Here is a 13267-nt window from a genome sequence, read left to right as displayed (position 1 = left end):
GCGGCCCGGCCCGCGCAGCCCAGCCCACGCGGTCCGTACCCGCCTGAATCGGAATTCTGGAAACCGCATCCGGACTGCGCGTAAAGGGTTTGGGTATCGCCTCACAGTGGGTGATGAAAGAATTCCTCGGATCGCCGCCTGGTCGGTGATCGACCAGGCGGCGACGGTGATCCGCCCGCGCTGACCAGTACGGGCGAATGTCTCCATGTCCGCGGTTCACTCATGGGCCACACTCCGTGCACCTGGAATTCGCTTGGCCACTCTTCTATCGAGTGGCTGGCCGGAATCGCCTGAGAAGCTCCCTCCTCGCCAGCCGCACGCAGCAGGCCATTACCAAGGATCGGGAATCATGGACGCATCCAGGAGGCCGAGAGCGATCATCGGAGGCACCGTGCCGGCCCTTGTCGGCGCACTCGCCCTGAGCGCATGCGGGGTCACCGATGTCTGGCGCGGGTCGGCCGTAGAAGAGAAACTCGTGGGCAGTGTGCGGGTGGACGGCTCCAGCACTGTCGCTCCGCTGTCCAAGGCCGCAGCGCAGTTCTACGGCTACAAGCAGCCCGATGTCCGGGTCACCGTGGAGACCTCCGGGACCGGCGGGGGCTTCAAGAAGTTCTGTTCGGGCGCCACGGACGTCGCTGATGCCTCTCGTGTGATCAAAGACACGGAGAAGGCGGCGTGCGAGGAGAACAACGTCAGGTACGACGAACTCGCCGTCGCGAATGACGCCCTGACCGTCGTGGTCAACAAGAACGTGCACTGGGTGGACTGCCTGTCGACCGCGCAGTTGAAGAAGATCTGGGAACCGGGCTCCGAGATCGACAGCTGGCAGCAGGTCGACCCGAAATACCCCGACGTGCCCCTCAAGCTGTTCGGCCCGGACACGGAATCGGGCACTTTCGATTACTTCACCGAGGCTGTCACCGGCAAAGCGGGTGCCTCCCGCACCGACTACCGCGACGCCGTGAACGACAACGACACGGCACGTGGCGTGGCCGAAAACCGGGGTGGAATGGGCTACTTCGGATTCTCCTACTTCGAGGAGAACGAGAGCAGCCTCAAATCTCTCATGATCGACAGTGGGGACGGCTGTGTCGTTCCCAGCGCCTCGAGCGTGCAGGACGGCTCGTACAAGCCGCTGTCCCGTCCGCTGTTCATCTATCCGGCCGCGAAGGCGCTCAAGCGGCCGGAGGTGGAGGGCTTCGTCGAGTACTTCGTCGGGCACCACGCTCAGATCGCGGCGAGCACCCGGTTCATCCCGCTCAGCTCCGAGCAGGAGGACAAGCTCAAGGCGGACCTCAAGAAACTCAAGGCAGCGGCCGGGTGACCCGTCGCCGCCCCCGGTCCGAGGGAGCGCTCAGTCCCACCTCACCGGCAGCTGAGTGAGGCGGTTGACCAGGAGGCCCGTGTGCATGCTGATCGCTCCGACGGGCGCGGCCAGCCGCATATCGGGAAAGCGGGTCGCCAGTACACGCAGCGCGATGGCGAGTTCGGCGCGGGCCAGTGGCGCTCCCAGGCAGTAGTGCGGGCCGTGGCCGAAGGCCAGATTCGGCGGCTGGGCGGAGTCGGCGGAGCGCCTCGGGTCGAAGCGGCCGGGGGCGGCGAAGCGGGCACCGTCCTGGTTCGCCGAGCAGATCGAGGCGATCACCGCGCTGTTGGCGGGCAGCACCCGCCCCGCGATCTGGACCGGTTCCGTGGTGACCCGCAGCGGCCCGCCGTCACCGATCGGGTTGATCCGCAGCAACTCCTCGACGAGCTCGTCGAGTTCGCCGACTCCGTCGTCGTCCTTCGGCACCAGACCCAGCCGGCCCGGGTGCCGCAGCAGGGTGAAGACGGAGGTGCCCAGCACTCCGACCGTCGTCTCGTGCCCCGCGATGAGCAACGTCATGGCGAGGGTGAGCAGTTCCCGCTCGCTGAGCCCGCCCTCCTCGTCGCGTACCGCGACCAGCGCGCTGAGCAGGTCCTCACCCGGCTCCCTTCGCTTTTCGGCCACCAGGTTTCCCAGGTAGCCCAGCAGCGCCTGCTTGTGCCGCAGCATCTCCTCCGGCGCGTGGGCTGTCAGCGACAGTACGGCGTCGGACCAGGTGCGGAAGCGCTCGCGGTCCGCGTAGGGGACACCGAGCAGCTCGCAGATGACGGCCACCGGGAAGGGGAAGGCGAACGCCGCGTTCAGGTCGGCGCTGCCGCCTGCCGCCGCCATGGAGTCGGCCAGTTCACCCGCCAGAGCGGTGATGCGGGGCCGCAGGTCCGCGACCCGGCGTGGGGTGAAGGCGCGGGAGACCATACCGCGCAGCCGGGTGTGCTCGGGCGGATCCATGGTGAACAGACCGCCCGCGTCGAAGGGGACGGCCGTCAGTTTCGGCGCCCCGGGCAGCACGGTGGCGGCCCGTGAACAGCGTGGGTCGGCGAGTACGGCGCGTACGTCGTCGTAGCGGCTGACCAGGTGTCCGGTGTCGCCGCTGGGCAGCGTGACCTCGGTGACCGGTTCCTCCGCACGCAGCCGGGCGTACGCGTCGGGGATCTCGGTGGCCGAGCTGCGCGGCGGCGGGTAGGAGAGGGCGCGGAGGCGGGCGGCGGAATGCTGGGCCATGTACGCACTGTTGAACTTTGGCCTCGAATCGTGGTCGAGCCGGTGTTGTGAAGGGCGCGACGCGGTATCCTCACGTCTCCAACAGCACGTAAGGCAGCCCGAGTCCGCGGGGGAACTCGACGATGATCTCAGTGGTGCTCGCCGAGGACATGCACATGGTGCGCGGTGCTCTGGTGGCGCTGTTGGGCATCGAGACGGACATCGAGATCGTCGCCGAGGTCGACTCGGGCTACGACATCCTGCCCACCGTCTTCGCGCACCGCCCCGATGTGGCGGTCATCGACATCGATCTGCCGGGCGTGGACGGGCTGACCGCGGCCGCCGAGGTGCACGAGAAGCTGCCGTCCTGCCGCACGCTGATCCTCACCAGCCTGGGCCAGCCCGGTAATCTGCGCCGCGCCCTGGAAGCCCATGTCTCCGGCTTCCTGCTCAAGGACGCGCCGCCGAGCAGACTGGCGGACGCCATCCGCCGGGTGCGCGCCGGGGAGCGCGTCATCGATCCCGAACTGGCGCTGGACGCCTGGTCGGCGCGGGAGAACCCGCTCACGGCGCGGGAGACGGAGGTGCTGCGGCTGGCGGCCGAGGGCGCGGAGGCCGCGGACATCGCGGGACGGCTGTTCCTGTCCGTGGGGACGGTCCGCAACTATCTGACGGCCATCGTCATCAAGCTCGGGGCCCGTAATCGGGTGGATGCTCTGCGCATCGCCCGGGAACAGGGCTGGCTGTAGCCGTACCGGAGGCCGGGGCCGGGGCCGGGGCGCTCGGGGGCGCCGGCCGTCGCTGTCCGGGGGCGGGCCCTGAGGCAGCCGTGCGGCCGGATGCCGGGTGCGGTATCCGGGCCTCCAGGTGGAAGCAGCCGTCCTCGCGCACATCGGCCTCCAGACTGCCCCCGATCGCGGCCACCCGCGCTGCCAGGTTGCCGATGCCGCTGCCCCCGTCGCTGTCCGGCCGCGGTGTGGTCGGGTCCTGCGGATCCAGGAGCGGCTGGACGCCGTCGTTGACCAGCCGCAGCATGGCGCAGTCCGCGTCGCCGCACACGGTGATCTGGCAGCGGCGCACCTTGCTGTGCCGCAGGAGGTTGGTGACCCCCTCGCGCAGCACGGTGGCCAGCACCGTGCCCACCGAATCCGGGATGTTCTCCAGCGTCGTGTCGACCTCCGCCTCGATGCCCGCCGCCTCGAACACCGAGACGGCCGAGGAGATCTCGGCGGGCAGCGAGATGTTGCGGTAGCTGCGGGCGACCGCACGCACATCGGCCAGCGCCTGCCGGGAGATCTCCAGCACGTGGGTCACCTCGTCCTTGGCGCGCGGCGGGTCGGCGTCCACCAGCCGGTGCGCCAGCTCGCTGCGCAGCGTGATCGCGGAGAGGCTGTACCCCAGCAGGTCGTGCAGGTCGCGTGCGAAGCGCAACCGTTCCTCCTCGACGGCCAGCCGGGCGATCTCCTGCTGTGCCGCGCGCAGTTGGATGACGATCTCGGCCAGCTTGGTGAGTCCGTAGACCACCGCGCAGGTGGTGAGCGTGGAGACGGCGTTGTAGGCCACCTCCAGCGTCGGCCAGCCCGAGAGCGAGGTGACGAGTACGACGCTGGCCAGACACCCGGCCATCCCCAGCCACGACCAGGGCGCCCGTAAGGTGAGCAGCAGCGACCCCGCCAGCAGCCCCGGCAGCCCGACCCAGGCCGTTCCCAGCACCAGCATCGGCAGGAAGGTGCAGATCGCCTGCACCGCCAGCACCCAGTGCTGGTAGGCGCGGCTCAGTCGCATCCCCCGCTGGGTGGTACGGGCCACCTGGGTGCCGAACATCACCGCGATGGCCGTGCCGCCGACGAGGATCTGCTTCAACGAGTCGCCGATGGTGAGCAGATGCAGCACGGCAGCGCCCAGGATTCCACTGAGCGCCACGACGAAGACCGTCAGCACGATACGGGGGGCCATCGCGACATCGACTCCGTACCCCAGCGGCTGCCGCGTCCGGTGTCGTTGCCTGTGTAAAGAGATACGCTTTCCCCCTGAGCTCACTGCGTGCTCTCCCCTCGCCCCGCCGAAGGTCTGCTCAGCATAGGCGAGGGGATCGGGTGCCACCATTGGCTAGACGAACACCGGGACGGGGTTCAGTCCGTCGTAGTCGACGGGTTCGGCGCGGCGTCCGAGCCGGACCGGCACATCGTAGAGCCTGCCGGGCGCGAAACGTGCCCAGAAGTGCCTAAGCCCGGGAACCAGGACCTTCACGACCGGAATGTCCAGATCGGGCCGCGTCTGGTCCAGCACCAACAGCTCCATACCGTGCCGGCGCAGCAGTTCGACCGCGTCCGCCACGTCCGTGCGCAGATCCGTACGGGGTGTGTAGGCGAAGTCGACGGCGCGCCGAAGAGGGGCGTCCGCATCCGGTGCCAGGTAGAACTGGTCGGAGACGGTGTGCCGGGTGCACCAGTCGCGGAAGACCGGGTCCTCGAAGCTGTGCCGGGTGTCCAGCACGGCGGGCAGCATCTGCGTCATCTCGGTCATCGCCCTGCGCAGCGCCAGCGCCGGGTCCAGATGGCAGCCGAAGCCGAAGACGATGTCCTCGCGGGCGCCGCCGGTGCGCCGGGAGAGCGCGCACATCACCGGGATGCCCAGGTCCGAGGTGAGGTCCAGCACCCACAACTCGCGCCCGATGGCGGCGTACGAGGAGCGCATCCGCGCGATCCACTCCTCGCCGAAGGACTCCGGGTCCACCTGCGGCTGCCGGGTGCGGTTGTACCACCACAGCGCAACCGCGTCCCGTTCCACCAGTTCGAGGAAGCCCTGGAGGATCGCGTCCTCCAGGCTGCTGCCCGCCGCGTTGCCGTTGGAGTCGGCACGGGCGAAGACCGGGGCGCCGGCCTGGTGCGGGGTGGCGAAGTAGAGCATCGAGGTGGGCAGCAGCCGGTGCCGCCGCTCGGTCAGCGACCACACCGGGGTCCAGTCGATGACCGCCGTCTCGTCGAACGGGTCGCAGACGAACTGGAACGGGGAGTGGAAGGCGTTCCACTCCCGCCTCCGGGCGAACTGCCGCTCGTCGTAAAGCTGGCAGGCGTTCGGGTGCACGGCCGCCTCGCCCAGCTCGGCGTACCGCCCGGGGACGCGCTCCTCGTCGCCCTGGAAGGTGCCCGAGTACCGCTCCAGCGCCTCGCACAGCGCCCCGACCCTGGCGTCCAGCTCGGTGACGCCCTTGCCCGCGCTGTGGCTGCGCAGCGCGGACCGCAGGGTGTGCACCCCGTTGCCGCGCAGCGCCGGATTGCTGCCGGAGACGTACGCGTTGAGGCCGGCGGGACAGCGTGGATCGCGTCGCAGCAGTCGCACCACCCCGGTGACGTCGCCCACCAGGTGCTCGTAGCGCTGAAGCATCTCGCTGCTGGAGCGCGAGCGGTGCCCGCCGCCGGTGGCCACCTTGGGCCGCGAGGTGAGCACCACGGGCTGTCGCGTACGCGCTGCGAACAGCGCGGGGTCGCCACAGGCCGGGCACTGCGGTCTTCGTTCGACCGGGTGGTGCCGCCCTTCGCCGCGCAGGCTGTCGAGGGTCCACACGGACGACTGGCGCCGGTCGCGGAACCCGCCCAGCCAGGCGGCGGCCTGGAGCGCCAGCAGGTGCAGCGCGCACGCGTGGCTGGCGGGGATGTGGGCGCGCGGCGGGCTGATCGGCGCGGCCAGGCCCAGCGCCCGGCCCAGATAGCTGTGCGCGCTCCTGTTGTGCCGCAGCCGGTGTTCCAGGCAGTGCCAGCAGGCGCCCTCGCCCGGCTGGAAGAACGGCCCGAGCCACGGCTCGACGCCGTACGGCTTGGCCAGCAGCCAGGGCCGGCCGGTGCGCCGCTGAGCGGCGTCGATATCGGCCAGGGCGGGCGAGAGATAGTCCTCGCACAGGACGACGGTGAGGGTGTGCGCGGTGCACTCCTCCGGCTCGACGAGTCCGACCCCGGCGGCCCGGAACGCCTCCCGTGCGGCGTCGACGCCCTCGCTCCCGCCGACGGACAGCAGCCGCACCCGTCCAGCCGACAGATCGGCGTCGGCCCGGACACCGTCGAGCCCGGCGGACTCCCAGAACGCCGCGGTGGCGTCCGGGGTACCGCGGCCCCGTTCGGCACCGCCCCTCGCTGCGGAGCCGGAGGGCGGCGAGAAGTCGGTGAGCAGATTGGCCTTCGACAACTGGCCCAGGATGCGGCCCAGCCGGCCCGGCGAGAGCACGCCGCGGGTCTCCCTGGCCAGCGCGGCCATGTCCCGGCTGCCGTCCAGCAGCGGTGCCAGCGTGGCCACCTCGGTTCCCTCGACTGCCGTGACGCCCTGCTCGGAGACGAGGTAGGTGGCATCACCCGGCACCACGGCCGGGCGCAGATGCTTGCGGAACCCCAGGAGGGGCAGTGCGGTGTTCAGCTCCATTCCGTGTCCCCCGCTTTCTGTCGCGCTGGTGCGAAGTCAGAAGGCTGTCTCGGCAGGCGCGAGGGATGCGCAGGGAAGACCCGGCTCGGCCGGGTGCGCGAACGTCCAGCTGCTGCACGCGGCGGAGTGGCCCACGGTGTCGCGCGGGTTGAGGCTGGTGATGGTCACCTCGGCCCCGGGCCCGCTGGGCAGCGCCGGGATGTGCGTCCGCTCGTCGGTTGCGATTCCGAACTCCGCCAGCACACTGCGCGGCTCGACCGCGTAGCGCACCGCGAGCGCCGGGTCGAGGCAGCACTGCGCGGTCAGTTCGGCGAAGCGCCAGTCCTGGTCCACCGAGTCCGCGGCGCCCTGCGCGCTGCTGACGGTGACCTTGGCGAGCGCGTGACCTGACATCGTGACGTCTCCCGTCTGGAGAGAGGAACCCATGGCCCCCCGTGGACTCATGGGGCGACGCTGTGGTGTGGGGAGTGGCCCGATCGTGTGGGTCCGATGCGCAGGACAGCAGTGTGAGTGGCACCCGGTGCGAGGGCCAGTGGGGGCTTCACGACCCTTCATGTGAAAAACTCATGGCTGCCTCCGCCGGATATCCGCCCCAAGATCGTGAGTTGCTCACTGTTCCACCGGCAGCGACGGGTGCGATTCTCCCTCTCGTATCCGGTGACATGTCTTCCGGCACGGCCTCGGCGGCACGTCGCCCCGGCTACACGTCGCTCTCGGTGCAAGTCGCCTTCAGCGGCACTTTCAGCCAGAACCGCCAACGGGGAGGCCCCAGATGCGTATCAGGGTGCTGGGAACTCTGCACGCCGAGACGGCGGGCGTCTCGATCGCACCGAGCGCGGCCAAGCCGCGGCAGATCCTGGCCCTGCTCGCTCTCCAGAGCCGGCACATCGTGCCGGTGTCCGACCTGATGGAGGAGGTGTGGGGGGCCGGTCCCCCGCGCAGTGCCCCCACCACGCTCCAGACCTACATCCTGCAGCTGCGCCGCAGGCTGCGCGCCGCGCTCGGGGCACCGGGTCCCCTGCCGGGCACCGGCACCACCGGGCCGTGCGACCCGCACGCGCTCAGTGACAAGGACATCCTCGCCACCCGGCACGGCGGCTACCAGCTGGAGGTCGCCGACTGCGACGTCGACGCGCTGGAGTTCGCACGGCTGACCCGCACCGGGCACGCCGCGTACGAGGCGGGCGACATGGCCAAGTCGGCACGGCTGCTGAACTCGGCCCTCGCTCTGTGGCGCGGCCCAGCGCTGGCCGACCTCCCGCACGGCAAGCACCTGTCCATCGAGGCCACCCGGCTGGAGGAGAGCAGGCTGGGCGCGCTGGAGCGGCGTATCGACGCCGACCTGCGGATGGGGCGGCACCGCGAGGTGCTGGGCGAGCTGTGCGCGCTGCGCGGCCGCTACCCGCTCTACGAGAACCTGCACGCGCTGCTGATGGTCGCCTTCCACCAGGACGGCCGCTCCTCGGACGCGCTGATCGCCTTCCGGCGGCTGCGCGGCACGCTCGTGGAGGAGTTGGGCCTGGAGCCCTCGCCCCGGATCGACCGCCTCCACCAGGCCATTCTCCGGGGCGAGGATGCCCTGGACGCCTGGCGCGGCTCCGGAACGGGCGAGGCGGCCGGTCTCGCGGGGTGATGAGCGCTCCACGAGCCCGGTCCACCCCACTTCGAGCTGTCGTCCAGTGCCGGTCGTGAGGATCTGGCCCTCGGCGACCGGCCCCGTCATGGGGACGGGGGAAGGGGGGAGGGATGAACGCGTATCTCGCGGCACCTCCCGGAAAGCGGCCGACGGACGCACCGCCCGCACCGGGCGGGGTGCCCGACGGTGACGGATTACGGCTGTTCTGCTTCCACCACGCGGGCGCCGGCGCGCTCACCTTCGCACGCTGGCGCCGTGGCTTCGAACCCGGCGTATGTGTGCTGCCGGTCCGGCTCCCCGGCCGGGAGACGCGGCTGCGCGAGCCCCGCATCACCGACGCGCGCCGGCTGCTGGACGACCTCGAAGCGCAGCTGGGCCCGCTGCTGGAGCAGCCCTACGCCCTGTACGGGCACAGCCTCGGCGCCCTGGTGGCCTACCGCTTCGCGCAGCGGGTCCGGCACGCCGGCCGCCCCGCACCGGTGCTGGTGGGGTTGGGCGCCTGCCCGCCGCCGCATCTGCCGACGCCCCTGACCGACCAGAGCGAACTGCCCGACGCCGCGCTGCTGGCCGCGCTGAACCGCTACGGCACGCTGCCCTCCTACCTGTTCGAGCGCCCGCACTGGCTGCGCACCCTGCTGTCCACCATGCGTGACGACCTGCGGCTCGCCGCCAGCCTGCGCGCGGTCGGCGGTGCGGCGGACACCGGCCGGGACGAGCCGCTCGACTGCCCCGTGCACGCCTTCGCCGGCACCCGGGACGAGGCGGCACCGCTCGCCGCCGTCGCCCAGTGGCGCGACTGGACGCGCGGCCCGTTCGCCGCGCACGCCGTCCCCGGCGGCCACTTCTTCGTACGCGACACCGCGCTGCCCGAGCTGCTCGCGGCACAGCTGCGCAGCAGCGCACCGGTGCGGCGCGCCTCGCACCTGTCCGAGTCACCCCTCTAGTTCCGACGCACCTCCCGTTCCGACGCACTCACTGTTCCGAACGAGCACAGCCATTCCGAACGAGCACATACAACGCACCCGAAGGGAGCGAGAGATGGACATCAGCGTGCTGGGGCCCTGCCGGGTCGTCCAATCGGGGGTCTCCGTCGTCCCGACCGCGGTCAAACCGAGAAAGGTGCTGGCACTGCTGGCCCTCTACCCGGACCAGGTGGTCTCCGTCGCCTCACTGGTGGAGGAGCTGTGGGGGGAGTCCCCGCCGCGCAGCGTCCAGACCACGCTGCAGACCTACGTACTGCAGCTGCGCAACCTCATCGCGGCGGCGCTGGGCGACCGGCTTCCCGCCGATCTGCCGCACGGCGCCAAGAGCGTGCTGGTCACCGAGTCAGGCGGCTACCTGCTGGACACCCAGGGCGGAATGGTCGACGTCTCGGAGTTCGAACGGCTCTCCGGCGCCGGGCACCGGGCGCTGGAGGCGGGCGACTTCGTGGGCGCCTCCGCCTCCTTCCGCCGCGCGCTGGAGCTGTGGCGAGGTCCGGCGCTGGTGGACGTGCAGTGCGGGCCGCTGCTGGAGATCGAGGCGACCAGGCTGGAGGAGTCACGCCTGGGCATCCTCAACCAGCGCATCGAGGTGGACCTCAGCCTGGGCCGCCACCACGAACTGGTCGGCGAACTGTCCGGGCTGGCGGCCCAGCATCCGCTGCACGAGGGCATCCAGGCCCAGCTCATGCTCGCCCTCTACCGTTCGGGCAGACGCGGCAACGCGCTGGAGGTCTACCAGCGGCTGCGCGGCGTACTCTCCCGCGAACTGGGCCTGGACCCCTCACCCGACCTCCAGCGTCTGCAGTGCGCCGTGCTCGACTCGGCGGTCGAGCTGGAGCTGACCGGCGCGGCGCGCGAGGCGGCCTTCAGCGGCAGCGGGGGGCCGCTGAGGGCGCTGCGCGGCGGCTGACGCCGGCGAGGGGATACCGGACGCGGCAGCCGCCCGGGCGGTCGGCGAAGAGGCGGGCGCTCAGGGTGAGCGGGGCAGGAGCCGGGCGCACATACTCCTGCACCACGCTGTCGGCGTTCCGGAAGGCCCGCCGCACCGCGGCCGTCCAGGTGCGCTCGTCCGTCTCGTGGCCCGCCACGAGCGGACCCGCGCCCGCGACCGCGTGCTTGACGACGAACCGTTCGCGCTGGGCCAGCAGCAGCTCGGGGAGTTCCTGCTCGGTGCCGTGCCACCAGGTGCGGCCCGCCAGGGCGAGCCGTGTCCACGGCAGTCGGCGTTCCACCAAGGACCGCTCACCGTGGGTCATCCAGGGCAGCCCCTCGGAGACGAGGGCGAGTGCCCGCCTGTCGGCGAGCAGCGTGCTGCTGAGCGGCGGCAGCAGCAACAGCCCCGCGCGCTGCGCGTCCCGCAGCCGTGCGCGGTCCTGGTCGGCTGCCGGCCGGGCACCGCTCAGCAGCCCCAGCGCGTAGCGCGGCCTGCCGGGGCGGCCCAGCGCGCCGGGCAGCCGGTCGGGGCCGAGCAGGGCGGTGGTGAAACCGCGCTGCCGCAGGTCGTGTGCGTCGTCGGGGGCGAAGCCGGGGCCGACCAGGGCCACGGAGCGCGGCAGCCCCCGGTGTGCGCACAGGTCGGCGAGCGCGGCGGCGCGGGCGGCCCGCGGGTCGTGCGCGAACAGCGTCCCACCGGCCTGCCCCTGACTCGCGGAGGAGAGCGCCGTTACGTCCTCCGCGCTGTCGAGGGAGGCCCCGGCGCCCAGGGCCACGAGCCGCGGCCCCGTCTCGCCGACCACGAACTCGCCACTGGCCAGCATGGTGCAGCAGTCCGTCTCCGTGCTCTCCAGACCCGAGTAGGGCGGATGGTCGGCGGGGTCGGCGCCCAGTGCGACCAGCCGCTCGGGCCAGGTGGGGCCCAGCGCCAGCACCGCCCGGCGCACCAGCGCGAGCAAGGCGGCCGTGGTCTCGAAGAGTTCGTCGTAGCGGCCGTGCGGCAGCACGTGAGGGCGGGCGGGCGGCGGCCGCTCTCCGGGCCGCTCCTGTGCCGCCGTCATGACCGCCGTCCGCGCGGCGAGAGAGCCCGGGTGAGAACGGCGTGCAGTTCGTCGACGGAGTCCGCGTACCGGGCCAGCGGGCCCGGCACCGGGGGGCGGTCGTCCACGCCGTACGAGCCCGTACCGTGCACCACCACTTCCGACTCGGTGAGCAGGCCCCGGTCGAGCGCGTTCAGCACGCCGGTCAGCGCCATCACCAGTGACCACTCGCCCAGCCGTGCCGGATCGGCGGGGAGTTCGACACCTGCCGCGCGCAGCATGGCCCGCAAGGACGGATAGCGGGCCAGGCACTCGTAGCGCGAGACGACGATCCCGTCCCCGCCGTGGGTGTGCACCAGTGCGCTCAGTTCGGGCGCCGTGGCGGGGGCGCGTGTGAAGAAGGTGGGCTCCAGGATCTCCTGGGGGTGGTGGGCGGTGCGCGGGAAGTGCGGGTCGGGGGTGCCTCCGGCGGGCTGGTGGTGGAGGCGGCGGGCCCGGTCGTAGGCGTACGGCGGTACCCCTTCACGGCTGAATGAGCCGGTCAGCAGGTGGAGCACCAGATCGGGTGTGTGCAACTGCTGCACCAGCAGATAGCGCGCGGCGGGCGTCCCGTTCCTTCCGGCTGTCCCACCCCTCTCGCCCGCCCCGTCCGTCCCGTCCGGTTCCACCAGGGTGCTGCCAAGCCGGTGGCCCAGCAGCCCCGATCCGGTGCCGACCGCCTGGGCGTGCACCCGGCCGCCCGCTCCGGCCGCACCCAGCGCATCCTGCTCCACGAAGGCGCGCAGCGCGTCGGCGGCCCGGTGGTCGACCGGGTCGCGTACGTACCACAGCGCGGCTCCCGTACCGGTGCGCAGCGCGTGTGCGCGCTCCCGGCAGTACGCGGCGGCCAGTTCGTGCACCGCGCCCGGCTCCGAACCGTGGTAGAGGACCAGCGGATTGCGGCGGCGCAGCTCGGGGTGGCGGGCCAGCGCCGAGTCCGCCACCTTGTACCGGGAGCAGGCGGGCACCAGCGCGACCACCCGCACCTGGTCCGGGTGGGCCAGTCCGCACCGCTGGGCGCGCAGTACGGCGTCCCGCAGCGCGGTCGCCGCATTGCCCGAGGAGGGTGCCAGCAGCACGATCCGCTCTCCCGTGCACCGCGCATGGTGCACCGCTCGCGCCACGACGAGCAGCGCACCGGCCGACTGCGCCGAGCGCGCCTTTGGGGCGGCGCACAGGTCGAGCAGGTGCAGCCGGGTGCTGCGGTGGTCCGGCAGCCGTACGACTCGTGCCGCAGCGGCGGACAGGTAGGCGCGCAGCGGCCCGTCCAGCGGGGGGAGTTCACCGTCCGGGGTGAAGACGGCGGCGTCCTGCGGTGGAGGGGGAGCCGGGGTGGCCGCGCGTTCGTGCAGGGCACGTACCAGGGTACGGACGGTGTCCCAGTGGTCGGTCAACGGCCGGCTTCCGGCGGGTGCCGAGTGGTCCGGCGGCGCCGCGTGGTCCGGCGGCGCCGCACGCTGCCGGGAGGAGGCAGGGCCGGTGCGCGCGGTGAGAGTCATGGACGGTCCCCTCCTGGTCCGGCCGCCCGCTGCCCGGGCCGGCCCTCTCGACACCCCGCCGTTCCCCCCTTTAAGCTCGAATCACCGTCACAGATATGACATGAACGATATCGGTGATTCCTCGGAAATGCGGCGGTGAGCCGCAGGGAAAGGTAGCC

Annotated in this window: 11 protein-coding genes; 5 read left to right on the top strand and 6 right to left on the bottom strand. The window is 71.8% G+C overall.

From position 1 onward, the window contains the following. Positions 1-349: 349 nt before the first annotated feature. Positions 350-1324 (top strand): PstS family phosphate ABC transporter substrate-binding protein, encoded by a 975-nt coding sequence (locus tag JW592_RS22075; RefSeq protein WP_209266937.1) that lies wholly within the window; start codon positions 350-352, stop codon positions 1322-1324. Between the two features lie 30 nt (positions 1325-1354). On the opposite strand, the gene JW592_RS22070 is transcribed toward JW592_RS22075, so the two are convergent. Beyond that, entirely contained in the window at positions 1355-2587 is a 1233-nt protein-coding gene (locus tag JW592_RS22070; protein ID WP_209266936.1) for a cytochrome P450, read from the bottom strand. A 122-nt stretch (positions 2588-2709) separates the two neighbouring features. Between JW592_RS22070 and JW592_RS22065 the strand changes: the two genes are divergently transcribed. Then, on the top strand, positions 2710-3315 hold the full coding sequence (locus tag JW592_RS22065) for a response regulator transcription factor (protein ID WP_209266935.1): 606 nt from the start codon (positions 2710-2712) through the stop codon (positions 3313-3315). On the opposite strand, the gene JW592_RS22060 is transcribed toward JW592_RS22065, so the two are convergent. From JW592_RS22060 to JW592_RS22050, 3 genes are all read right to left on the bottom strand, one after another. Continuing rightward, positions 3251-4522, bottom strand: coding sequence for a sensor histidine kinase (locus JW592_RS22060; RefSeq protein WP_209266934.1), 1272 nt, complete (start codon positions 4520-4522; stop codon positions 3251-3253). The two genes, JW592_RS22065 and JW592_RS22060, sit on opposite strands and share 65 nt — an antisense overlap. 153 nt (positions 4523-4675) lie before the next feature. Further along, positions 4676-6979, bottom strand: a complete 2304-nt coding sequence (locus JW592_RS22055; protein WP_209266933.1) for a TOMM precursor leader peptide-binding protein — start codon at positions 6977-6979, stop codon at positions 4676-4678. A 36-nt stretch (positions 6980-7015) separates the two neighbouring features. Next, a complete protein-coding gene (locus JW592_RS22050) occupies positions 7016-7372 on the bottom strand; it encodes a hypothetical protein (RefSeq protein ID WP_209266932.1) in 357 nt (118 codons plus the stop codon). 379 nt (positions 7373-7751) lie between these two features. Here JW592_RS22050 and JW592_RS22045 point away from each other — a divergent pair, with 379 nt between their 5' ends. From JW592_RS22045 to JW592_RS22035, 3 genes are all read left to right on the top strand, one after another. After that, positions 7752-8612, top strand: coding sequence for an AfsR/SARP family transcriptional regulator (locus JW592_RS22045; RefSeq protein ID WP_209266931.1), 861 nt, complete (start codon positions 7752-7754; stop codon positions 8610-8612). Between the two features lie 113 nt (positions 8613-8725). Next, the gene (locus JW592_RS22040; RefSeq protein WP_209266930.1) at positions 8726-9559 is read left to right on the top strand and encodes a thioesterase II family protein; all 834 of its coding nucleotides are present in this window, start codon (positions 8726-8728) and stop codon (positions 9557-9559) included. 94 nt (positions 9560-9653) lie between these two features. Further along, positions 9654-10508 (top strand): AfsR/SARP family transcriptional regulator, encoded by an 855-nt coding sequence (locus JW592_RS22035; RefSeq protein WP_209266929.1) that lies wholly within the window; start codon positions 9654-9656, stop codon positions 10506-10508. Here the strand turns inward: JW592_RS22035 and JW592_RS22030 are convergent. After that, positions 10465-11592 (bottom strand): hypothetical protein, encoded by a 1128-nt coding sequence (locus JW592_RS22030; RefSeq protein WP_209266928.1) that lies wholly within the window; start codon positions 11590-11592, stop codon positions 10465-10467. The two genes, JW592_RS22035 and JW592_RS22030, sit on opposite strands and share 44 nt — an antisense overlap. Further along, a complete protein-coding gene (locus tag JW592_RS22025; protein ID WP_209266927.1) occupies positions 11589-13109 on the bottom strand; it encodes a DUF6002 family protein in 1521 nt (506 codons plus the stop codon). The genes JW592_RS22030 and JW592_RS22025 overlap by 4 nt, the downstream gene beginning before the upstream one ends. Positions 13110-13267: the final 158 nt, after the last annotated feature.

The organism is Streptomyces spirodelae (assembly GCF_017676385.1).
In the GTDB taxonomy this organism is placed as follows: Bacteria; Actinomycetota; Actinomycetes; order Streptomycetales; family Streptomycetaceae; genus Streptomyces; species Streptomyces spirodelae.
The sequence above is the reverse complement of the archived record's forward strand: the minus strand, read 5'-3'. Positions and strand labels throughout refer to the sequence as shown.

Excerpts from the sequence above, each read along its gene's own strand:
- JW592_RS22055 (WP_209266933.1), bottom strand. The coding sequence starts at position 6,979 with ATGGAGCTGAACACCGCACTGCCCCTCCTGGGGTTCCGCAAGCATCTG.
- JW592_RS22025 (WP_209266927.1), bottom strand. The coding sequence starts at position 13,109 with ATGACTCTCACCGCGCGCACCGGCCCTGCCTCCTCCCGGCAGCGTGCG.
- JW592_RS22065 (WP_209266935.1), top strand. The coding sequence starts at position 2,710 with ATGATCTCAGTGGTGCTCGCCGAGGACATGCACATGGTGCGCGGTGCT.
- JW592_RS22060 (WP_209266934.1), bottom strand. The coding sequence starts at position 4,522 with ATGGCCCCCCGTATCGTGCTGACGGTCTTCGTCGTGGCGCTCAGTGGA.
- JW592_RS22040 (WP_209266930.1), top strand. The coding sequence starts at position 8,726 with ATGAACGCGTATCTCGCGGCACCTCCCGGAAAGCGGCCGACGGACGCA.
- JW592_RS22045 (WP_209266931.1), top strand. The coding sequence starts at position 7,752 with ATGCGTATCAGGGTGCTGGGAACTCTGCACGCCGAGACGGCGGGCGTC.
- JW592_RS22030 (WP_209266928.1), bottom strand. The coding sequence starts at position 11,592 with ATGACGGCGGCACAGGAGCGGCCCGGAGAGCGGCCGCCGCCCGCCCGC.
- JW592_RS22035 (WP_209266929.1), top strand. The coding sequence starts at position 9,654 with ATGGACATCAGCGTGCTGGGGCCCTGCCGGGTCGTCCAATCGGGGGTC.
- JW592_RS22075 (WP_209266937.1), top strand. The coding sequence starts at position 350 with ATGGACGCATCCAGGAGGCCGAGAGCGATCATCGGAGGCACCGTGCCG.
- JW592_RS22070 (WP_209266936.1), bottom strand. The coding sequence starts at position 2,587 with ATGGCCCAGCATTCCGCCGCCCGCCTCCGCGCCCTCTCCTACCCGCCG.
- JW592_RS22050 (WP_209266932.1), bottom strand. The coding sequence starts at position 7,372 with ATGTCAGGTCACGCGCTCGCCAAGGTCACCGTCAGCAGCGCGCAGGGC.